Raw genomic sequence first — 20,711 nt, forward strand, 5'->3', positions numbered from 1 at the left:
GCAGTGCCCAGAGCCAATTCGCCTAGCTCAGCAGGCTCTCGATCACGATAGCCTGACGGGCGGGGGCCGAGCCCGCCAGCAGCAGGGCGTGGCTGACCACATCGTCGATCATCGCCTGCGCCAGTCGGGTGAGGGGGCGCAGGGTCTCCCGTCCGCTACCAACCGGCACCGCCAGCAAAATGATGGTTTGCACCTGCCCGATTTGAGAGCCCCACTCGATGGGCTCCTTGCAGCTAAGCAGGGTCAGCGCTGGCCGGCTGATCCCTTCGCTCAATACATGAGGCATGGCAAGGCCGGGGCGGATGATGGTGGCCGATACCTGCTCGCGCCGCTCTACCGCAGCGGTCAGTGTGGCGCGGTTGGTGATCAGCTCGGTGGGCAGCAGATCGATCAGATGCTCGAGGGCTTCGGCCTTGGTCAGCGGTTCGGGGCTGTGGGCCAGCTGGCGCAGGGCAAAATGGTAGTCGGGCAGGGCGTTGGCCAGTCGCAACTCCGCCAGCGCGGCGGTATGCGGGCGCACCAGCGGTTGACCCAGCTCGCCACACCAGCAGGTGAAGGCCATATGGGCCAGCTCGGCGTCGTTGCCCTCGATCTGCAACTGGCAGAGATCGCCGGGCTGGGTGGCGAGGGTCAACAGGGATAGCTGGTTGCTGGCGGCAACGGTCTGGCGCCGGGTGAGGTTGGCGCAGCGGATGGTGGATTTGAACATTCCCGCCAGCCGGTTCAACTGCTTGGCCTGGGTGATGCTCAACCCCTGCTGGCAGTAGAAGGTGATTTCGCGAGTCAGCATCAGGCCGGGATCGGCAGGGCCTTGAGTACGGCGTTGGCATCCAGCAGCACGGTTTCCAGTCTCACCTGATGGATAGTGCAGCCGAGGAAGCGCTCTTTCTGCTCAATCTCGATATCGGAGGCAATCAGCACCAGGTCGGCGCTGGCAATATCGCGGGCGGTCAGCATGTTCTCCATGCCCATGGCGCCCTGAGTTTCGACCTTGATCTTGAGTCCCAGCCCAGTGGCGGCTTTTTGCAGGGCATCGGCAGCCATATAGGTATGGGCAATACCGGTCGGGCAAGCGGTGACGGCGACGATCTTCATCTGCTCTCTGTGATGCTGACAAGGGGGAGCAACAAGATAGCGCCAGCGGGGGGCTTTTACCAAAAGTCCATATGAAAAGTGGGATCTTGATGGGGATATGCCCGTCCCTTGAACGGTAGTGCAGGCTCATGCCGGCCAGTCGGGTGTCTGATTGCTCCAAACAACAAGGGCCACCCCTGTGGGTGGCCCTGAACAATCTGCGTCTGTTGTTATGGCTATCAGGCGGTCTGGGCAGCCAGCTCGGCGGCTTTCAGTTCGCGCTTGATGCGGCGGATCTTGCGCTCTTCGGCGACCGCGACACAACCCATCAGCACCAGACAGGCGGCGGCTGCGATATCCAGCGCCGCGAAGGTGCCGGTCCAGCCGGTCAGACCGAAGATGGGGGTGCCATCGGCGATCATGCCCAGACCCAGCTTGGCGAAGCTGTCACCAATCAGGTAAGCGAAGGTGCCCTTGACGCCATCGGCTACGCTGATGCCCTGCTTGGGGACGAAGCCCACGGCGGCGACGCCGATCAGCAACTGCGGACCAAACACCAGGAAGCCCAGGGTGAACAGGGAGCCCAGGAACATGAACTGGGTAGTCGCATGCTGGTAGAGACCCAGAGTCGCGATGATCAGCGCCAGTGCCACACAGGCAACCAGACCACGACGGCCATTGGCCAGATCGGAGAGGTAACCCCACATCAGGGTACCGACCAGTGCGCCCACTTCGAAGAAGGTAAAGCCCTGAATGGCCACGTCTTTGGAGAAGCCCAGCTCCTGGTGGGCATAGACGGTAGACCACTGGTCGATACCGATACGCACTACGTAGAGGAAGATGTTGGCAAAGCAGAGCAGCCAGATCACTTTGTTGAGCAGCACGTACTTCACGAAGATCTGCCACTTGGTCAGCTGCTGCTCTTCGGTGGCGATATCCTCTTCGCTCGCCACTTCGTCAAACAGCTCTTCCACCTTGCCCAGGCCATAGGCTTCCGGCGAATCGCTACCAAAGCGCAGGCCGATAAAACCGACGATCAGCGCGATGATGGAGGGGAAGATAAACATGCCGAGCACGTTGCCATCGAACAGGTAGTTGGCACCGAACAGCGCCACACCGGCCGCACCGGCACCGCCCACGTTGTGGGAGAGGTTCCACATACCCAGATAGGTGCCGCGCTTGTTGCGAGGGGTCCACTTGGTGATGGTGGAGTAGCTGCAGGAGCCGCCACAGCTCTGGAAGAAACCGCTCAGGGCATAGAAGAAGATCATGAAGTAGAGGCTGAAACCTGTGCCACCCATGCTGGCACTGAAGCCCAGCATGCACAGCGCGGAGAGGATCAGCATCAGCGGCAGGAACTGCTTGGTGTTCTTGCCATCGGCGTAGTAGGAGACGATGGTCTTGCCCACCCCGTAGGTGATGGAGAAGCCAAGACCGATCATGCCAAGCTCGGTCATGGAGAGACCGTACTCCTGGATCATGTCATTTTGCGCAATGTTGAAGTTCTTGCGGATCAGATACATGGTCAAATAGCCAATAAATACAACCAGATAAGATTGCATAAACGGCTTGAACCAGAGCTTGCGCCGGGCTTCGACCGGCAGGTCGAGGGTGGGAACCCGGACCTGTTGGAGCAATTTCAACATCTTCGTTCATCCTCTGCGAGATAGACGGTATTTCCGCCGCGCCCCTCATTTGTAGATAGGTTGTTCGAGGTCACGCCACGGAAGGGGGAACGGAACGTCGGGGCTGTCAGCCGTTGCTGCGCTCGACGCTCCATCCATATAAACCCGGGCCCGACACGGGATAACGGGGCACATTGCCCATCGCGGTGCGGGTCACGACATCAGGTGGGGTGACTCTAATAAGAGGGGCAAAAAATGGCTTGAGAGCCATCCCTAGTGGGGCTAGGAAATTTTCCTAGTTTTTGCGCTTTCGCGGACAAAGCGTGAGAAACATCACACCGCTGACGCCGGATTGCTGCCATTTCAGCCAGTTTGGCGCTCTGTGTGAGTGCTGGGCTGAGGAGGGGAGAGGCTAGAAGGGAGCTAGGGAAAGGCAAGGGGAGAGGTGAAAGCAGAGATAAGGGAAGAGTGCTTATCGACCACTATTTCTCGGTGGGCGATGTTGGGAAATACGGCTCGCCAGCCATCCCAAAAAACAAGAGGCCACCCCGTGGGGTGGCCTCTTTTTATGCTCTATGAGCCGCGATGGCGAGAGGGACTCAGGCCGCCTTGGCCAGAGTTACCTCATCACTCTTTTTGACCCGCAGTTTTTTCAGGGCAACCGCCACCACGCCGGTGACGATGGCACCGCAGATCATGCAGAGCAGGGCCAGCAGCGGCTTGTTGACCGCACCCAGCAGGGCCACGATGGGGCCACCGTGGGCGACGCTGTTGGTGATGCCAAACAGGAAAGCCATCACAGCGGCGGTCATGCTGCCCAGCACGTTGGCCGGAATGACGGCCAGCGGGTCACGGGCGGCGAACGGAATCGCCCCTTCGGAGATCCCCACCAGACCCATGGCACCGGCGGCTTTGCCCGCTTCGATCTCGGACTCGTCAAAGATGCCGAGCTTGCGACCGAGTACGGTAGCCAGCGACATGCCAAGGGGCGCAGCCGGGATGGCGCAGGCCATGGCACCCATAAACTGGGTCTGACCGGAGGCGATCATGCCGACCGAGAACAGGAAGGCCACCTTGTTGACCGGGCCACCCATATCAAAGCCGGCCATACCACCCAGCACGATACCCAGCAGCACCAGACTGCCACCACTCATGGAGAGCAGCATGGCGTTGAGGCCAGTCATCATGTCGGCAATCGGGGCGCCGATGATGAAGATGAATACCGCAGCGATAAAGAGCGAACCGACGATGGGGGCGATCAGGATCGGCACCAGCGGTTGCACCATCTTGTGGTACTGACGGGTCGCAATCCAGCGCACCAGATAGCCGACCAACAGGCCCGCGATGATGGCACCGATAAAGCCGGTACCGGCGTCAGCGCCGTAGAAGCTGCCGTTGTTGGCGATCCAGCCGCCGATAAAGCCCGGTGCCAGTGCCGGACGGTCACCGATGGCGTAGGCGATATAGCCCGCCAGAATGGGGATCATCAGGGTGAAGGCGGCCACGCCGACGTTGAGGATCTGGTTCCACATGCTCCCTTCCGGGATCTGCATGCCGCTCGGGGTCGGGTTGCCGCCGATGGCGAGTGCCAGCGCAATCAACAGACCGCCGGTCACCACGAACGGGATCATGTGAGAGACACCGTTCATCAGGTAGCGATAGAGATCGGAACTGCCACCCGCGCTCTTCTCCTCACCTTTTTTATCTTCTTTGCCAGCCACGTAGGCGGGGGCTTTCAGGGCCTGCTCGATCAGACCCTTGCCATCCTTGATGGGGGCCTTGACGCCGGTTTTGATGAGCGGCTTGCCAGCGAAGCGGGCCATGTCCACCTGCTTGTCACAAGCCACCACGATGGCGCTGGCGCGGGCGATCTCGTCCGCGGTCGGGCTGTTCTTGACGCCGATGGAGCCGTTGGTCTCCACCTTCACCTCATAACCCAGCTCCTTGGCGGCGCGCTCCAGCGACTCGGCAGCCAGATAGGTGTGGGCGATACCGGCTGGGCAACCGGTGACACCGATGATAAAGCCTTTGCTGGTGGTCGGGGCCGCGCTCTGCTCCTCTTTCTTGGCCAGCAGCAGCGCCAGCGCATCGGCCGGGGTGTTGGCTGCCAGCAGTTTGGCGATAAACCCCTCTTCGATCAGCTTGCCGGAGAGCTCGGCCAGCACTTCGATATGGTGGTTGGCGCCGCCATCGGGGGAGGCGATCATAAAGAAAATGTGGGACGGCTTGCCATCTTCGGCGCCGTACTCGATGCCGTTGCGGCTGATGCCGATGGCGACCGCCGGATTGCATACCGCCGCACTCTTGGCGTGGGGCAGGGCCACGCCCTCTTCAAAGCCGGTGTTACCCAGCTCTTCGCGGGCCCACAGATCCTTGAGAAAGGCCTGCTCGTCGCTGACCTTGCCTTGCGACGCCAGCAGGCGGGCCATCTCGGTGAAGACCTCTTCCTTACGCGTCGCTTTCAAATCGAGATTGATCAGATGTTCATTGATCAAGGTGGTGATCATGGCGCTCTCCCCGCTTCCGGTGACGGAAGCTATGCGTGAGTACGTATCGACGTACTGGATAAAAATGACCTGATCATTATCGCGGCTCGCCCGCCCCCTCCCTATCGGACAAATGTGCTAATCACTGGATTTTTGTGCGCATTAAAACGCGATGTGATGAAGATCCCGTTTTCAGGCAGGACTCGCCATTTTCAGGTCATTTCTGATTTTGTCTTTAAAAACAGATGAATGGATTATGGTTTGCCTCGAAATCAGGTTTGTAATGCGTCATATCAATAAATTAATCACCAGCGGGGTCTGGATTTATATGTGGTTTTAAGGCGTTATCAGATGTGACCTTTCTCACAAAAAGTCGCAGTTTCATCGGGCGGGTTAGGATTTTTATGCGCCTCATGGCGGAGGCCAATTGCATTGGCTGGGCGAGCGCAGAGGGGCGTTGTTTGGGAAGAAAGTGTGGTAGCAAGAGAGGGGATGGCCGAAAAGATAGAGGTGATAACGCGAACGTCCGAATACGCTCCGCTATTCGAACCTACGGACTACACAATATGCGCCACCGACCCCAGCCAGTTGGGAACTTGTTGCCGATACCACTCCAGATATTGCAGTGCTTGCGGCTTCTCCCTTCTGGTCAGCAGATTGGTGACCTCAATAATCAGCCAGCACTTGGCCATGACGAGATGGCGCAGCAACCGGTCGCCAGAGAGCTGCGAGCTGTGGCGCAGATAGCGTTCAATGATGGTTTCATACTCAGCCAGCGAACCCATCCGCGGCACCAGCGGGGCCAGATCGATGGCCGGGCTGCCATAACCAAATCGCTCCCAGTCAAACAACACCAGCTCACCATTGTCGCGGGTGCCCCAGTTGCCCTCATTGCTATCTCCCGAAATCAGGCATGACTCCTCGAATAGTTCGTGGCCGACTTGCTGGATATGGCGGATCTTCTCGTTTACCGCTTCCGGCAGGCAGAGTACAGAGAGCGCCTCGTTGGTGTCGACGAGCGACCAGCCGTGAGTTTTCACCGCAAAGTTGGGCTGATAGTTGGCGTTATGCAGGCTGGCCAGCTGAGCAAAGGTCTGTTCGTTGTGGTGCAGCTGCGTGAGCGTGACCGGATGAGGGATCTGCTCAAGGAACAGGGTCTCCCCTTCGACCTTGAGCAGGGCAGGAGTGTTGAGCCCGCTCAAATGCAGTGCGGCGCGTTGGTAGAAATGGCGCTCGACAGGCGATGCGCCGCTTTTTCTGATACAGGGTTTGCCATCCAGCAGCTGGATACTTACCGAAGCGCCCCCCATTTTCGCCAGCTCCTGTTGCGTCATCCTCTACCCCGTTAGCTATGAGTGGTCAGTTGCGTGAGATAGCTATGTACCTCTGTGCGAGTCGTGAAACGGTGCTTGTCGTTTGGGAATCGATCAAACAGCTCGTGATGGAATTGGCGGGAGCTTTTGCCGGCTCGCTGCCCATATTCCGATGCCCACACCAGCAGTTGTTGAAAGCTCTCTTCGGCTGCTACGGCATCCCGTTGCCTGGCACTTTGTGATCCGCGCGATAGCAGTGAATCACGGCATACAGACCAGTCAAGATCCAGAAAAAGCAGGGTATCGGCGGCATCAAGCAGTTGCTCGGCCAGGGCACCAAATACCCCTTCGACCACCCATGATTGCTCTTGAGCAAGTGTCTGAATGGCATGGTCAATCTCATGCTGGGGCCGTTTTGGGTTAAAGCCGCCCGGCTGCCAGACAATGGTGTCCAGATTGACCTCGCGGATAGTTAACCCCTCAGCCAATCGAGCTGCCAACCAGCTCTTGCCCGATCCCGAGTTACCAATAATCAGAATGCGTTTCATCTATGAGTGCTCTTTTCTGGAACAGATATCTGGAGGCTGGAAAGTAGAGGTGCAATCAACGTAGTGAATTGCACAGCTTATTCGGTTGGAACGAATACAGAGCGGAAGGTAGAGTTTATTACGCGAATATCAGAATATGCTCCGATATTGGAAAAACATTCCTTGAGCAACAAGGTCGTTATACAGTCCAATCTACCAAGTGTTCAGCATTCAATATAACATTTTTCACTGTAGGCATAAGGATCATCTCTCCAGCAACAATCGTGAAGCTAAATCGGTACTCCTTTTCTGTGGAGAAAGATGGCGGCTTAACAAAAGCCATATCTGAAATTTTTTTCATAAAGTGCTCTATCGTAAAGTCGCTGGCGTCAGATATATGAACCTCACGACTTAAGTAAGATACAGGTTCATGTCGGCAGTAAATTGACAGATTTTCTAATGATATATTTTGATCGACGATGTGATTACCTGAGTGACGTCCGGATAGAATACGTGCACGGAGTAGTTTTGAAAGTTCAATTCCAAGGCTATGAGCTTTTGATGCTGTCATATACCAACAGTCATCGTAATTTGGAAATAGTCCAATAGCATCTCGCTTTTTTCTAACGCGTGATACGCAAAAAATAAATCCGTTAAGAGCTTCTCGATGTATTCTTGCTCGAGTGTCCCGTATCTTGAGTGATTTTTCTGTACGTTCAATAATATGAAGATTCTCTATGGCTGCGCTCATCCGCCCCATGATTCTTGGTTGGTTCTCATCTCCTCCTACACTAATTACTCCCTGTAGGATGAAATTGAACCATTTAGGCTCAATCTCAACTGTTCCGTCAAAATTGAGTACAAAAGAGTATTTACCTTCACCATCATCGACGATTTGATCGCTTTCTATATCTCTATACTCATATAATGTACCCAGCTTTATTGTTTTTCCAGTTTTCAAATTGTCCTTTTTGTAGCAGTTTTTTGCTAGAAGCATTCTCATTACTCCATTTTAAATTCAGATGAGTATCCCTAGAATTTTTTTATAAACGATCTTGTAAGGCCATGGGTTTAACTTTTACAAAGAACTTGCTATGGCGAAATGTTGTGGGATAAATTAGTAAGTTGATATGTGCATCTCATAAGGCGACTTTCAAAAATTAAATTTTCCACCCCTGCCATTAATCACTATGATAATTAATTGCCCAACAGTTTACATCGACTTTTACTGCCATTGGAAATAGCTGTACACATCGTCGTTATTAAATCCATCTACATTCTGGCTGTAGAATATAAGCGGTGTGACCTCTTGTGTCAGACTTGTAGATTAGTGCTACGTAACCGGACGTTCGCGAATGTTTTATCAATATCTCGCTTATTGGGCTTCGTTTCGCTCAGCGCCAACCTACAAACACCACGCTACCGCCCGTGGATTACAGCCTCCAGCCTGCTGCGGTTATCCGGCGATGTGGTGGATGGCGAAACGGCTGCACAGGGTTATCTCTGCAAGAGTGGTTGCCAAGTGAGGCATATTAATCGAGAGAGGGGCAGGGGGAAACCGCAGTCGGGCAAAAACCTGCCAAAGATCAACAAATTACTTATTAAGTGACTGCTATCTGACCGCTTGGCACAGCAGCCGCAGACAGAGCTTCATCTCTTGCCGGGTGCTACCGCCACTCAATACTCCAGAAACTTCTCCCCGCAGCGTTCGCAGATCAGATGTTTTACATGGGTGGCCTGATAGGCGAGGGTCTGGCCGAATACCGCATTGGTCAGGCTGCTGGAGCGAAAGGCTTGCCAGAAGGCTTTGCGCGGATCCTTGGGCATGATGTCCTGGCTGTGATCGCGGGCGACCAGCACCACGAGATGGCGGGTACGCTCGCCGCATTTGTCACAGCGATGGATTTCACTCGGTGGGTTCTGGTCGTGCGGGTTGCTCATAAATGGGCTCGTGAAGGGAATGGGCCCCCATCATATTCCTCTTCACTTGGCTCTCAATCTCTCCTTGCCGGCGCAGTGAGCGGCCTCACGTTTTGCGCTGCTGCACGCTTGCCCAGCCAGCTCAGGCCGACTCCCGCTTTTGCAGATTGGGGGTGATGATATGGCGGTTGGGGGCGAGTTCGGGTTGCTGCATCCGGGTCAGCAGTCGTCTCGCCGCCTGACGGCCGATTTCGCGGGCCGGTGAGCTGACAAAGGTGAGGGCGGGGGAGGTGAGTTCGGCCTCTGCCACGTCGTCAAAACCGAGCAGGGCCACCTGCTGGCCGATGTAGTTGTCCTTGCCCACGGTGCGGCCGCTCGCCTCGACGCCATAGATGGCACCGAGCGCCACCTCGGGGTAGTGGCAGAGCACGGCGGTCACCTTGGGGTGCTGGTGCAGCAGCTGGGCGATGGTGTCGGCGGCACTGCGTTGGGTGCGCTCGCACTCCAGTACCCACTCCGGTTTGAAGGGCAGGCCATATTGCAGCAGGCTGGCGCAGTAGCCGCCGATGCGCTCGGCGCGGGTGAGGGAGTCGGCCCGCCCGCCGACATAGGCGATATGGCGGTGCCCCTGCTCGATAAGGTAGGTGGTGGCCTGCTTGGCGGCGTGGGTGTTGTCGGGGCCGATAAAGTCCACGTCATCCCGATAGTAGGAGCGGGCGGCACACACCACCGGCAGCTCGGAGTCGAGCAGGGTCTCCAGGGTTTTGGCCGCCGCGCCGCGCACCGGATTGAAGATGATGCCCGCCACCCCCTGCCGTGACAGGGAGTGGATGCTCTGCTGCAGCCGCTCCGGACTGTGGCCGCACTGGGTCAGAAACAGCAGATAGCCCTGCTGCTCCAGCACCTCGCTCACCCCGGCGGTCACCTCGGTATAGAAGGGGTCGGTGATGTCGCGCAGGATCAGCCCCACCAGATTGGATTGCTGGCTGCGCAGGTTGGCGGCGGCGCTGTTGGGCACGTAGTCGAGCTCTCTTATCGCCTGCTGCACCCGCTCGGCGGTGGCCGGGGAGATGCGCCCCTTGCCGTTGAGCACCATGGAGACGGTGGTGACCGACACTCCCGCCCGCTGGGCGACATCGGTGATCTTGGTGGCTTTGGCAGAGAGGGATTTGGGCGACATAGGCGAATGGACGACGGACAGTTGAAAGCGAGGCCCCAGCATACCTGCTCAGATGCCCAAGTGAAACGTTACATCACCATCTGGCCGAGCCGGCTCACAAATTTGGATCCTGCTGCCAGCCAGCCCCCTGATTCTGTGATCTTGTCGGCACTTGCAAGCTGATAAAACGTTTTATCATCCAGCAAAACCTGATGTTGACCCGCGCCTTTTGCTTCGAGATTGCGTCGAGATTGCCTCGAGCGGGGGAGGGCAGCCGCAGATATTGCTGTCTATTCACAAGGAGCCGTTTCATGGCCAAGCCTCAAGCAAAATCCACCATCTGGGAGTTCCTGCAGAGCCTCGGCAAGACCTTTATGTTGCCGGTCGCCCTGCTGGCCTTCTCGGGCATCCTGCTCGGTGTCGGCAGCTCGCTCACCAGCGACGCGGTCAAGCAGAGCATGCCCTTCCTCGACAATACCGTGCTGCAACTGCTGTTCCTCTGGATGACCAAGGTAGGGCTGGTGGCCTTTATCTACCTGCCGGTGATGTTTGCGGTGGCTATTCCGCTGGGGCTGGCGCGGGAAGAGAAGGGGGTCGCGGCCTTTGCCGGTTTCGTCGGCTATGCGGCGCTCAACCTCTCCATCAACTTCTACCTCACCGTGGCCAACGTCATCGGTGACGCAGCGGCGGAGAAGGCCTACGGGGTGAAATCGATCCTCGGTATCAGCTCCATCGACACCGGGATTCTGGGGGCCATCATCGTCGGGGTGATCGTCGCGAAGCTCCACGCCCGTTTCTACACCTACAAGATGCCCGATGCGCTCGCCTTCTTCGGCGGCGCCCGCTTCGTGCCCATCATCACCGCACTGGTGCTGGGTGTAGTCGGTCTGGTCGTGCCGTTCGCCTGGCCCTGGTTTGCCGCCGGCATCAACGGTATCGGAGCGCTCATCTCCCACGCCGGTCCCTTCGGCCCCTTCCTGTTCGGTACCGGTGAGCGCCTGCTGCTGCCGCTCGGCCTGCACCACATTCTGGTGGCGCTGATCCGCTTTACCGAAGCGGGCGGCACCCAGCTGGTATGCGGTCACGAGGTGAGCGGCGCCCTCAATATCTTCTACGCCGAGCTCTCCTGCGCTGACACCACCGGCTTCTCGGTCTCTGCCACCTCCTTCCTCTCTCAGGGCAAGATGCCTGCCTTCCTCGGCGGCCTGCCGGGCGCGGCGCTCGCCATGTATCACTGCGCCCGCCCGGAAAATCGCGGCAAGATCAAGGCACTGCTGGTCTCCGGCGTGGTGGCCTGCGTCATCGGTGGGATCACAGAGCCGCTGGAGTTCCTGTTCCTGTTCGTGGCACCGGTACTCTACGTCATTCACGCCATCCTGACGGGTCTGGGCTTTATGACCATGGGGCTGCTTGGCGTCACCATCGGCAACACTGACGGCAACCTCATCGATTTTCTGGTGTTCGGCGTGCTGCAAGGCACCGCCACCAAGTGGTATCTGGTGCCGGTTGCGGCTGCCATCTGGTTTGCCATCTACTACAGCGTGTTCCGCTTCGCCATTGTGCGCTTTAACCTGAAAACCCCCGGCCGTGAAATCGAGACTAGCGAGACTGCCCAGCCCGCAGGCAAGAAGGCCGGCAACAGCGGTTACAACGGTGAAATCATCCTTAACGCCCTGGGCGGGGCCGATAACATCCTCGCGCTCGATAACTGCATCACCCGCCTGCGGATGTCGGTGCAGGATATGAGCCGGGTCGATGACAAGGTATTGAAAGCGAACGGTGCTATCGGGGTGATCAAGCTCGATGAGCACAACCTGCAGGTGGTGATCGGCCCGCAGGTGCATCTGGTGAAAAACCAGCTGCAGAGCCTGATGGGGGCCTGAACCGGCCAATAAGATCCGAACGGGGGGCGCAAGCCCCCCTTGTTTGCCTCTCCCAATATGTCTCCTGTTTATGGAGGGAGAAACTTCATGCACGATATTTATGACTTCGACCATGTGGTCGACCGCCACGGCACCTACTGCACCCAGTGGGACTATGTAGCCGACCGTTTTGGCCATGCCGATCTGCTCCCCTTTACCATCTCCGACATGGATTTTGTGACCGCCCCCTGCATTCGCCAGACCCTGGCAGCCCGCCTTGAGCACGGAGTATTTGGCTACAGCCGCTGGAATCACGACGACTTCAAGGGGGCGGTGAGCAACTGGTTTGCCCACCGCTACGGGGCGAGCCTCGACCCCGAGACGCTGGTCTACGGCCCCTCGGTCATCTATGTGATTGCCCAGCTGGTGAGCCTCTGGTCGGCGCCGGGGGAAGGAGTGCTGGTGCATACCCCCGCCTACGATGCCTTCGGCAATATGCTGGCTGCCAACGACCGGGTGCTGCTGCCTTGCCCGCTCAAAAAAGCAGAGGGGAGCTACCAGATCGACTGGCAATGTTTCGAGCAGCAAGCCGCTCGTCCCGATTGCCGGATTTTGCTGCTCTGCAGCCCCCACAACCCCACCGGTCGGGTCTGGACGCGGGATGAACTCGGCCGGATGGCCGCCATCTGCCAGCGCTACGGGGTCAAGGTCATCTCGGACGACATCCATATGGATGTGAGCTTTGCTCGCTACCTGCCGTGGAGCGAGGTGGCACCGGATGACCACTGGGCGCTGGTGAGCTCGGGCTCGAAATCCTTCAATATTCCCGCCCTTGGCGGCGCCTACGCCTTTATTGCCAACGCAGCGGCGCGGGCCGCCTATCTGCAGCGACTCAAGGCGGCCCATGGCCTCTCATCGCCCCCCATTCTCGGGGTGCTGGCCCATATCAGCGCCTATCGGGACGGGGCTGCCTGGCTCGATGCCCTGAAAGCCTACCTGCACGGCAACCTCACCCATGTGGCGGCGCGGCTCAACGCCGCCTTCCCCGCCATCGACTATCGGGTGCCCGAGGGAACCTATCTGGCCTGGATTGACCTGCGCGGTCTTGGCATCGACTCCACCGAGCGGATGGATGCGCTGCAAACCTTGCTGGTGGAGAAATACCGGGTCGCCATCATGCGCGGCGACACCTATGGCCCTGAAGGCACAGGCTATATCCGCCTCAACGTCGGCTGCCCGCGCTCGAAGGTAGAGCAAGGGCTCGACGCCCTGATCGGCGCGCTGGGGAAACTGGTGTAGGGCAAATCCATTCAACATGAGAAACAAAACGGGACCATCAGTGATGGCCCCGTTATGTGGGGAAATATAAAAAACCGCCCCGGATTTACGGGGCGGTTTTTTTATTTAGCGATACCGAGATGAGTCGTGGACGACACAAGGGCTCAGCGATAGCGGCCACGTACGGAGCTGCTGGCGCGGCCAGCCATCTTGATCAGGCTCTGGCGGGTGTGCAGGTGGCAGAGCGCGACGCCGAGGGCATCTGCCGCATCTGCCTGCGGGGTGGCGGAGAGTTTCAGCAGATGAGTCACCATATGCTGCACCTGCTCCTTGGCGGCGCCGCCGGTGCCGACCACCGCCTGCTTGATCTGGGTAGCGGAGTATTCGCTCACCGGCAGATAGGCGTTGACCGCGGCGACGATGGCGCTGCCCCGGGCCTGTCCCAGTTTCAGGGCCGAGTCGGCGTTGCGGGCCATAAAGACCCGCTCGATGGCAAATTCGGTGGGTTTGAACTGGGTGATGATCTCGCATACCCCGTCATAGACCTGCTTGAGGCGCTCCGGCAGCTCGCCGCAATCGGTGCGGATGCAGCCAGAGCCCAAGTATTCGGCCTTGCCGCCCACGACCCGGATAACCCCGTATCCGGTGATCCGCGATCCCGGATCGATGCCCAAAATAATGCTCATGGGTGTTGATTGCTCTAAACGCGAGTGATGGCCGCCAAGATAGCAAACTGTGGCCCGTTTGGCTGTATGTCCCGGGTCAAGCGGGCAAAGATTGGCCAGCCTGCGTCGGGCGTGGCTACCCCTTGAACAATTCTATGGTGTCGCCATCCTGCAGGCTGCCCGCGCCGCGCACCACCACCCGATCACCCTGCTTGAGGGCACCACTCACCGCCACCTGCTGGCTGTCGCCAAACAGCACGGTGACCGGCACCCGATTCACCTTGAGCGCCTTGCCGCTTCGCGCCACCTGATAGACCACGCTGCCATCGGTGCCGAGCACCAGGGCATCCCGGGGCAGCAGCATGCTCTGCTGATCCCCCAGTGGCAGTGCAACCCGTACCGGCGAGCCGATGATGAAGGTGCCCGCTTCCGGTTTGAGACGCAGCTCGATGAGGCGTGACTTGGGATCGGCGCTGGCGGCTCGCTGGTAATAGACGCCGTGACCGCTCAACTGCTCCCCCTCCACCCGCAGCCGGGTTTGCGGCGCCAGCTGCTTGGCCCAGAGAATGGGGGCCTGCAGGCGGATATCCGGCTGATCCGGGTTGACCAGCTCCAGCGCCTGCTCGCCCGCGTCCACATGCTCGCCGGGCTGGATGAAGTGGTTGTTCACCACGCCATCGAACGGGGCATAGATGTGGCTGCGGCGCAGCTGTTCTTCAATCTGGTTCACCTGTATGGCGGCCAGTCGCTCGGCCAGCGCGGCCTGCTCTACATCATAACTGGCCTTGTCGTACTGGCTTTGGGAGGCGCTCTTTTGCTGGTGCAGTCGGGTGATCCGCTGGGATTCGGCGCGAGCGAAGCGCAAGTTGCTCTGCCATTTCGCCTGCTCGGCGCTGGCCTGCTCCAGCGAGAGGCGCAGCGCCGTACTGTCGAGGCGCAGCAGCTCATCCCCTTTTTTGACCCGGCTGCCAAATTCGGCGATCCACTCCACCCGGCCGCTCACTTCGGCGCTTAGCGCAGCTTGCTGGCGACTCGCCACCGTGCCGCTGACCCAGATATTGGCGGCCGCATCCCCTTGGGTCACATCCGCCAGGGTCACCATCTTGCCCTGATCGGCCAATACCGGTAGCGCGCTGCCTGCAATCAGCACAGCGCCAGCCAACATTCGGGTAATCATATGTGTCATTGATGAGCTCCTTGCTCAGGCCCGCTGGCGCAGGGGTTGTGGGATCGCCACCTGCTCCCCGAGACGCAGGAAGGCAGGCAACAGGATCAGGGTAAACAGGGTGCTGCAACTCATGCCGCCGACAATGACGGTGGCGAGCCCGCGGTAAATTTCGCTCCCCTCGCTCGGGCTCAGCATCAGCGGCAGCATGCCGAAGATGCTGGTGAGACTGGTCATGGCGATGGGACGCATCCGGCTTTGCAGGGCATCGGCCACCGCCAGCTGGCGGCTCATGCCGTCCCGCTCGGCGGTGCGGGTCTGATGCACCAACAGGATGGCGTTGTTGACTACCAGTCCCAGCAGGATGACAAAGCCGATGATGGTGAGCAGGTCCATCGGCAGCGGCACCAGCAGCCCGCTCAGTTGCAGCGCCAGCACGCCGCCAACCGAGGCAAGGGGCAGGGTGAGCAGCACCAGCAGGGCATCCTTGATGGAGGCAAACACCCCCCACAGCAGCACCAGCAGGATCACCACGGCGAACAGGAAGATGGTCCCCAGATTGTCGAGCGCCTGTTGCAGGCTGTCGGCATTGCCGGCAATGCGCAGCTCGCCACCAGCGGGCAGCAGGGGGCGGATGGCGGCAAAACTGCGGTTTTTCAGGGTGTCGAGCACCTGCTCCATGGTCATGCCCGCCGGGGGCGCTATCTGCAGGCTGATGCTGCGCCGCCCATCGGCCCGGAAGATACTGGCCGGGCCCATGTCGTGCTCTACCCGCAACAGCTCGCCAAGGGGAACGATGCGCCCGGAGGGGGTGGCCAGCGGCACTGCCTTCAGTTCGTCCGGATTGGCGGAGCTCTGCCCCATCAGCATGATGTCGAGCCGATCTTCGCCGTCGAAATACTCGCCAACCCGCAAGCCGTCGCCAAAGGTCTGGATGATGGCGGGCAGGGGCGTGCGATCCCAGCCAACTTCGGCGAGACGCCGATCTTGCGGCACCAGTTTGAGCTCGGGGGCGGTGAAGTCGAGACTCGGCTCGGGTCGGATCTGTGCTCCCGGTAGGTCCTTGCTGAGGATCCCCACGCTGGCACGGGCCGCCTGATAGAGCTCGGGCAGGTTGCCCCCCTGCAGCAGCAGGGAGACGCCGTTCTCGCTGTCAAAGCCGCCAAACAGCGACCCCTGACCGCCGAACACCCGGGTGTCGGGAATACCCACCAGCAGCTGTTTCATCAACAGGCTCTCCAGCTCCTTGATGCGGGTCTCGTCCTTGGGTCGCACGCCAATCTGGGCGCCCCCCGGGTAGCGCAAGATGTAGTAGTTCTTGAGGGCAGGCTCTTTCTCCCCCTTCATGTAGGGGGCGAGGCGGGCGATCAGGGTATCGATCACCTCTTCGCGCTGGGCCTTGAGGTTGACCCCGGGGGTGAAGTTCATCCAGACATCCACCGCGTCCCGTTTCACGTCTGGCAGATAGTCCATCTTGGGCAGCAGCGCCCAGGTGGCCAGTACCGGCAGACTCATCATCAGGGTGATGACCGTCCAGCGCTGGCGTGAGGTCGAGGTCCAGCGGATCACGTGACGGGTGGTGCGCTGCCACAGCGACTCATAGGGGTCGGTCAGTGTTTCATGTCCCATCCAGCGCGCCGCCACCGCAGGCAGCACGATGACGGCGACCAGCATGGAGACTGTCACGGCGCAGGCGATGGTGAGCGCCAGATCGGCAAACAGCTGACCCTCCACATCGTTGAGCAGCAGCACCGGCAGGAAGATGGCGACCGTGGTGAGGGTGGAGGCGACCAGCGCCGTCCACACCTGACGGGTACCTTCGAGCGCCGCCTCCACCTTGCTCAAATCCCCCCGCTCATGGCGCCGGTAGATGCTTTCCAGCACCACGATGGCGGCATCGAGCACCATGCCGACAGCAAAGGCGATGCCCGCCAGCGAGATGATATTGAGGGTGCGATCCATCACCTTGAGCAGGCAGAAGGTGAGCATGATGCTGATGGGGATGGCGAGGGCAATCATCATGGTCGCCTTGAGCTGGCGCAGGAAGAGCCAGAGGATGGCGCAAGAGAGCAGCACCCCGAGCCCCAGGTTGGCGGTGACCATGCTGACGGCGCGATTGATGTAGAGGGAGGCATCGAACGACTGCTCCATGTGCAGCCCGACCGGCTCCAGCACCTCGCGGTTGAGCTCGTTCACCCGGGCCTTGATCGCCTCAAGGGATGCCAGGGCATTGGCGCCGCTCTCCTTGAAGATCTGGGCGGCGATGGCGGTATTGCCGTTCTGGATCCGCAGCACCGGGTTCTCTTCCCTGGCCACCCTTACTTCCGCCACATCCCGCAGATAGATGGGCAGGCCATCGCGCCAGTCCACCACCTTGTCCCCCAGCGTCTCGACATCATAGCGACCGGCGAAGCGTAGCTTGTACTCCCAGCGACCGATGTCGAGGGTACCGGCCGACACGTCCCAGCCGGTGGTGGCGCGGCTGGCCAGCACCGGGATCTCCACCCCCAGCTCGGCGGCGCGATAGGGGTCGAAGCGGATCTGGATCTGGCGCTCGTTGATCCCCTCGACTGCGACCGTCGAGACCCCTTCAATGCGCTCCAGCTCGGGTTTGACCCGCGCCTCGATCAACGCCTGATGATCATCGATCAGCCCCTTGGCGCCGGGCAGCTGCTGGATGAAGAAGAAGGTGAGGGTGTCGTTGCTGCTGTAGTTGTTGACGTAGGGGCCGCCAATCTTGTCCGGCAGTCCCGAGACCCGGTTCAGTCGCGAAATCACATCGAGTTGGGCCCGTTGCATGTCGGTGCCGAGGGCAAACTCCATGTCGATTTCGGTGAAGCCGGGATAGCTGTTGCTGACAAGGCTCTTGAGCCCCTGAACCCCCTGCATCTCCTGCTCGATGGGGTCGGTGATCTCCGACTCCATCTCTTGCGGCGAGGCTGAACGCCAGCTCACCGAGATGTTGAGGTGTGGACGGTCGATGTCGGGGAACAGCTGGATCGGCAGTCCCCGGATGCTGAGCAGGCCCAGCAGGAAAATCAGCACGATCGAGACCGCCACCCAGATGGGGCGTTCGATCGCCGTTTTGGCGAGGTTCATTCACTCTTCCTGAGTTGTTGTTATCGGCCATTCCGCTGGCCTTGCTTCCAAAGCCCCTGCAACAGGGACTCAAGCATTTAACTGGAATTCGCCCGGCTTGTAAATGCATGGTTAACAAACAAAAAAACCGGCCACGAGGGCCGGTTTGGTACTGGTTTGCCAGGGGATCAGGCGGCATGCTCGACCTTGTTTGGCTGCTTGTTTGCTTGCTGGGAGAAGCCTTCCAGCTCGCCCGGGGCGAAGTTGTCTACCTGAATGGCTTCGTAGCGCAGGGCATCGGCGGCCAGCAGCTTGTCTGCCTCGTCCTTGCTCAGCACCGCTTTGGCCAGCGCAGCTTCCACCAGTTCCGACAGCGCCAGTTTGCGGGGCAGTTTGCCCTCTTTCTGGGCCTGCACCAGTTTCTTCTCGTAGGGCTGCACGGCGACCATGGCCTGGAAGGCACGCTCCATCAGACCGACCGGGTCCGCCTCGTCCTTGCCGACGTAGCACAGCGCCGTCAGACGGTCGCGAAACTCGCCCGGCTTCATCATGGCCAGACAGATGGCGTGGCAGCGATCGTCAGCAGGCATCTTGTAACCGACGCCGAACGGGAACACCACGCGCTTGAGCACAGCACCCACCACCTTGTTCGGGAAGTTCTGGAAGAAGCCCTCGAACGCCTTGCCAATCAGGTAGAGGTTGCGCTCCACCGCGTACTGCACGAACGGCAGATCGGAGACCATACGGCCCTGATCCTCGTAGTGTTTGAGGGTGGCGGAGGCCAGATAGAGGTGGCTCAGCACGTCACCCAGACGGGCTGAGATCATCTCCTTGCGCTTGAGATCGCCACCCAGCATCAGCATGGAGACGTCGGCACACAGCGCCAGCCCTTTACTCATGCGGGAGAGCTGCTTGTAGTAGCGAGCGGTTTCACCGGCTACCGGCGCGCTGTTGAATTGACCCAGAGTCAGCCCCTGGAACAGGGAACCGAAGAAGTTGCCGGCGCCAAAGGCGATGTGTTTCATCAGCAGGGCGTCAAACTTCTCGAGACCGCGCTCCACGTCGGTATCAGCCGCCGCTTCCAGCTCGGCAAACACATACGGGTGGCAGCGAGTGGCCCCTTGCCCGAAGATCATCAGGTTGCGGGTCAGGATGTTGGCCCCTTCCACCGTGATGGCGACCGGAATCCCCATGTAGGCGTAGCCGGTGTAGTTTTTCGGACCGAGCTGGATGGCGCGACCGGCGTGGATGTCCATGGAGTCATCCATGATCTGGCGCGCCATCTCGGTCATGTGGTACTTGGAAATCGCGGTGACGATGGCCGGTGCCTGACCCAAGTCCAGGGAACCGGCGGTCATGCGACGAGCCCCTTCCAGCTGATAGGTGAGGCCGCCGATGCGGGCCAGTGCCTCTTGCACACCTTCAAACTTGCCAATGGACATGCCGAACTGCTTGCGCACATAGGAGTAGGCACCCACGGTGCGGCTCGCCATGTGACCGCAAGCGGTGCCAAGGGCAGGCAGCGAGATGCCGCGACCGGCGGAGAGGCACTCCACCAGCATGCGCCAGCCGCGACCGGCGTAATCCGGGCCGCCGATGATCCAGTCGAGCGGAATGAACACATCCTTGCCGAAGGTCGGGCCGTTCATGAACGCCAGGCCCATGGGGTAGTGGCGATCGCCGACGCGCACGCCCGGGTGGTTGGTGGGAATGAGTGCGCAGGTGATGCCGAGCTCTTCCTTGTCACCCAGCAGTTTTTCCGGGTCATAGAGTTTGAACGCCAGTCCCAGCACGGTGGCGCGGGGCGCCAGGGTGATGTAGCGCTTGTTCCAGTTGAGGCGAATACCCAGCACCTCTTCACCCTTGTGCATCCCTTTGCAGACGATCCCCTTGTCAGGAATGGCGCCGGCATCGGAGCCCGCTTCCGGACCGGTCAGGGCGAAGCAGGGCACCTCTTTGCCACTGGCCAGCCCCGGCAGCCAGAAATCTTTCTGGGCCTGGGTGCCATAGTGCATCAGCAGCTCGCCCGGGCCGAGGGAGTTCGGCACCATGACGGTGACCGCCACGCTCAAGCTCTTGGTGGCGATGCGGGTGACGATGGTGGAGTTGGCAATCGCCGAGAATTCGCGGCCGCCATAGGATTTCGGGATGATCAGGGAGAAGAAGCCTTCCTTCTTCAGATAGTCCCACACCGGTTCCGGCAGATCTTTGGTTTCGTTGACGATCTTGAAGTCATCGACCATGGCGAGCAGGGTTTCGACCTGATTGTCGATAAAGGCCTGCTCCTCTGCGGTCAGCTCGGCCTTGCCGTAGCCATGCAGTTTTTTCCAGTCGGGGTTGCCGCGAAACAACTCGCCATCCCACCAGACGGAGCCGGCTTCCATGGCCTCCCGCTCGGTAGCTGACAAGGGCGGCAATATTTTTTTGAAGATGCCGAACACCGGACGGGTTACCACCTTTTTACGGATGGAGGGTACGCCGAGCACAACGGCTATCGCCAGCACCAGCAGGACAAGCAATGTGATCATACCGAAGTTCCTTCTATTTCACTGTTTCCGT

The 20,711-nt window shown here is 59.6% G+C and carries 15 protein-coding genes; 2 read left to right on the top strand and 13 right to left on the bottom strand.

Annotation, left to right across the window (positions count from 1 at the left end):
* Positions 1 to 22 precede the first annotated feature (22 nt).
* The 9 genes from I6L41_RS01940 to I6L41_RS01980 form a co-directional block, all read right to left on the bottom strand.
* Positions 23 to 790 carry a PTS sugar transporter subunit IIA gene (locus I6L41_RS01940; RefSeq protein ID WP_216951775.1) on the bottom strand — a complete coding sequence of 256 codons (768 nt, stop codon included), beginning with the start codon at positions 788 to 790 and terminating at the stop codon, positions 23 to 25.
* Positions 790 to 1,095, bottom strand: a complete 306-nt coding sequence (locus I6L41_RS01945; protein WP_005334611.1) for a PTS fructose transporter subunit IIB — start codon at positions 1,093 to 1,095, stop codon at positions 790 to 792. The genes I6L41_RS01940 and I6L41_RS01945 overlap by 1 nt, the downstream gene beginning before the upstream one ends.
* A gap of 218 nt (positions 1,096 to 1,313) precedes the next feature.
* A complete protein-coding gene (gene uhpT, locus I6L41_RS01950; RefSeq protein WP_005353611.1) occupies positions 1,314 to 2,720 on the bottom strand; it encodes a hexose-6-phosphate:phosphate antiporter in 1,407 nt (468 codons plus the stop codon).
* Positions 2,721 to 3,298: 578 nt separating this feature from the next.
* A complete protein-coding gene (locus I6L41_RS01955; protein WP_216951774.1) occupies positions 3,299 to 5,206 on the bottom strand; it encodes a fructose-specific PTS transporter subunit EIIC in 1,908 nt (635 codons plus the stop codon).
* A 536-nt stretch (positions 5,207 to 5,742) separates the two neighbouring features.
* Entirely contained in the window at positions 5,743 to 6,519 is a 777-nt protein-coding gene (locus tag I6L41_RS01960; protein WP_254203372.1) for a phosphotransferase, read from the bottom strand.
* A gap of 11 nt (positions 6,520 to 6,530) precedes the next feature.
* Entirely contained in the window at positions 6,531 to 7,046 is a 516-nt protein-coding gene (locus I6L41_RS01965; protein WP_216961589.1) for an AAA family ATPase, read from the bottom strand.
* Between the two features lie 178 nt (positions 7,047 to 7,224).
* A complete protein-coding gene (locus I6L41_RS01970) occupies positions 7,225 to 8,022 on the bottom strand; it encodes a hypothetical protein (protein ID WP_139460411.1) in 798 nt (265 codons plus the stop codon).
* A gap of 680 nt (positions 8,023 to 8,702) precedes the next feature.
* Complete coding sequence (locus I6L41_RS01975) at positions 8,703 to 8,966, bottom strand: hypothetical protein (protein ID WP_204478330.1); 264 nt, start codon at positions 8,964 to 8,966, stop codon at positions 8,703 to 8,705.
* 121 nt (positions 8,967 to 9,087) lie between these two features.
* Positions 9,088 to 10,125 (bottom strand): Mal regulon transcriptional regulator MalI, encoded by a 1,038-nt coding sequence (locus I6L41_RS01980; protein WP_216961593.1) that lies wholly within the window; start codon positions 10,123 to 10,125, stop codon positions 9,088 to 9,090.
* A 290-nt stretch (positions 10,126 to 10,415) separates the two neighbouring features.
* On the opposite strand from I6L41_RS01980, the gene malX reads away from it, so the two are divergent.
* The gene (gene malX / locus I6L41_RS01985; RefSeq protein ID WP_216961596.1) at positions 10,416 to 11,987 is read left to right on the top strand and encodes a maltose/glucose-specific PTS transporter subunit IIBC; all 1,572 of its coding nucleotides are present in this window, start codon (positions 10,416 to 10,418) and stop codon (positions 11,985 to 11,987) included.
* 87 nt (positions 11,988 to 12,074) lie between these two features.
* The gene (locus I6L41_RS01990; protein WP_216961599.1) at positions 12,075 to 13,265 is read left to right on the top strand and encodes a MalY/PatB family protein; all 1,191 of its coding nucleotides are present in this window, start codon (positions 12,075 to 12,077) and stop codon (positions 13,263 to 13,265) included.
* A 143-nt stretch (positions 13,266 to 13,408) separates the two neighbouring features.
* On the opposite strand, the gene ruvC is transcribed toward I6L41_RS01990, so the two are convergent.
* The 4 genes from ruvC to I6L41_RS02010 form a co-directional block, all read right to left on the bottom strand.
* Entirely contained in the window at positions 13,409 to 13,930 is a 522-nt protein-coding gene (gene ruvC / locus I6L41_RS01995) for a crossover junction endodeoxyribonuclease RuvC (RefSeq protein WP_005334512.1), read from the bottom strand.
* A 115-nt stretch (positions 13,931 to 14,045) separates the two neighbouring features.
* Positions 14,046 to 15,095, bottom strand: coding sequence for an efflux RND transporter periplasmic adaptor subunit (locus I6L41_RS02000; RefSeq protein WP_216961602.1), 1,050 nt, complete (start codon positions 15,093 to 15,095; stop codon positions 14,046 to 14,048).
* A gap of 15 nt (positions 15,096 to 15,110) precedes the next feature.
* Positions 15,111 to 18,173: an efflux RND transporter permease subunit gene (locus I6L41_RS02005; RefSeq protein ID WP_216961605.1), complete on the bottom strand. Its 3,063-nt coding sequence runs from the start codon at positions 18,171 to 18,173 to the stop codon at positions 15,111 to 15,113.
* A gap of 167 nt (positions 18,174 to 18,340) precedes the next feature.
* Positions 18,341 to 20,680 carry an acyl-CoA dehydrogenase gene (locus I6L41_RS02010; protein WP_216961608.1) on the bottom strand — a complete coding sequence of 780 codons (2,340 nt, stop codon included), beginning with the start codon at positions 20,678 to 20,680 and terminating at the stop codon, positions 18,341 to 18,343.
* Positions 20,681 to 20,711 lie beyond the last annotated feature (31 nt).

The sequence above is a fragment of the Aeromonas sp. FDAARGOS 1411 genome, assembly GCF_019047125.1.
GTDB lineage: Bacteria > Pseudomonadota > Gammaproteobacteria > Enterobacterales > Aeromonadaceae > Aeromonas > Aeromonas veronii.

Bases quoted from the DNA above. Each gene is read 5' to 3' on its own strand.
- I6L41_RS02005 (WP_216961605.1), bottom strand. From the start codon at position 18,173: ATGAACCTCGCCAAAACGGCGATCGAACGCCCCATCTGGGTGGCGGTC.
- I6L41_RS01940 (WP_216951775.1), bottom strand. From the start codon at position 790: ATGCTGACTCGCGAAATCACCTTCTACTGCCAGCAGGGGTTGAGCATC.
- I6L41_RS02010 (WP_216961608.1), bottom strand. From the start codon at position 20,680: ATGATCACATTGCTTGTCCTGCTGGTGCTGGCGATAGCCGTTGTGCTC.
- malX (WP_216961596.1), top strand. From the start codon at position 10,416: ATGGCCAAGCCTCAAGCAAAATCCACCATCTGGGAGTTCCTGCAGAGC.
- uhpT (WP_005353611.1), bottom strand. From the start codon at position 2,720: ATGTTGAAATTGCTCCAACAGGTCCGGGTTCCCACCCTCGACCTGCCG.
- ruvC (WP_005334512.1), bottom strand. From the start codon at position 13,930: ATGAGCATTATTTTGGGCATCGATCCGGGATCGCGGATCACCGGATAC.
- I6L41_RS01975 (WP_204478330.1), bottom strand. From the start codon at position 8,966: ATGAGCAACCCGCACGACCAGAACCCACCGAGTGAAATCCATCGCTGT.
- I6L41_RS01980 (WP_216961593.1), bottom strand. From the start codon at position 10,125: ATGTCGCCCAAATCCCTCTCTGCCAAAGCCACCAAGATCACCGATGTC.
- I6L41_RS01970 (WP_139460411.1), bottom strand. From the start codon at position 8,022: ATGCTTCTAGCAAAAAACTGCTACAAAAAGGACAATTTGAAAACTGGA.
- I6L41_RS01990 (WP_216961599.1), top strand. From the start codon at position 12,075: ATGCACGATATTTATGACTTCGACCATGTGGTCGACCGCCACGGCACC.
- I6L41_RS01955 (WP_216951774.1), bottom strand. From the start codon at position 5,206: ATGATCACCACCTTGATCAATGAACATCTGATCAATCTCGATTTGAAA.
- I6L41_RS01960 (WP_254203372.1), bottom strand. From the start codon at position 6,519: ATGACGCAACAGGAGCTGGCGAAAATGGGGGGCGCTTCGGTAAGTATC.
- I6L41_RS02000 (WP_216961602.1), bottom strand. From the start codon at position 15,095: ATGACACATATGATTACCCGAATGTTGGCTGGCGCTGTGCTGATTGCA.
- I6L41_RS01945 (WP_005334611.1), bottom strand. From the start codon at position 1,095: ATGAAGATCGTCGCCGTCACCGCTTGCCCGACCGGTATTGCCCATACC.
- I6L41_RS01965 (WP_216961589.1), bottom strand. From the start codon at position 7,046: ATGAAACGCATTCTGATTATTGGTAACTCGGGATCGGGCAAGAGCTGG.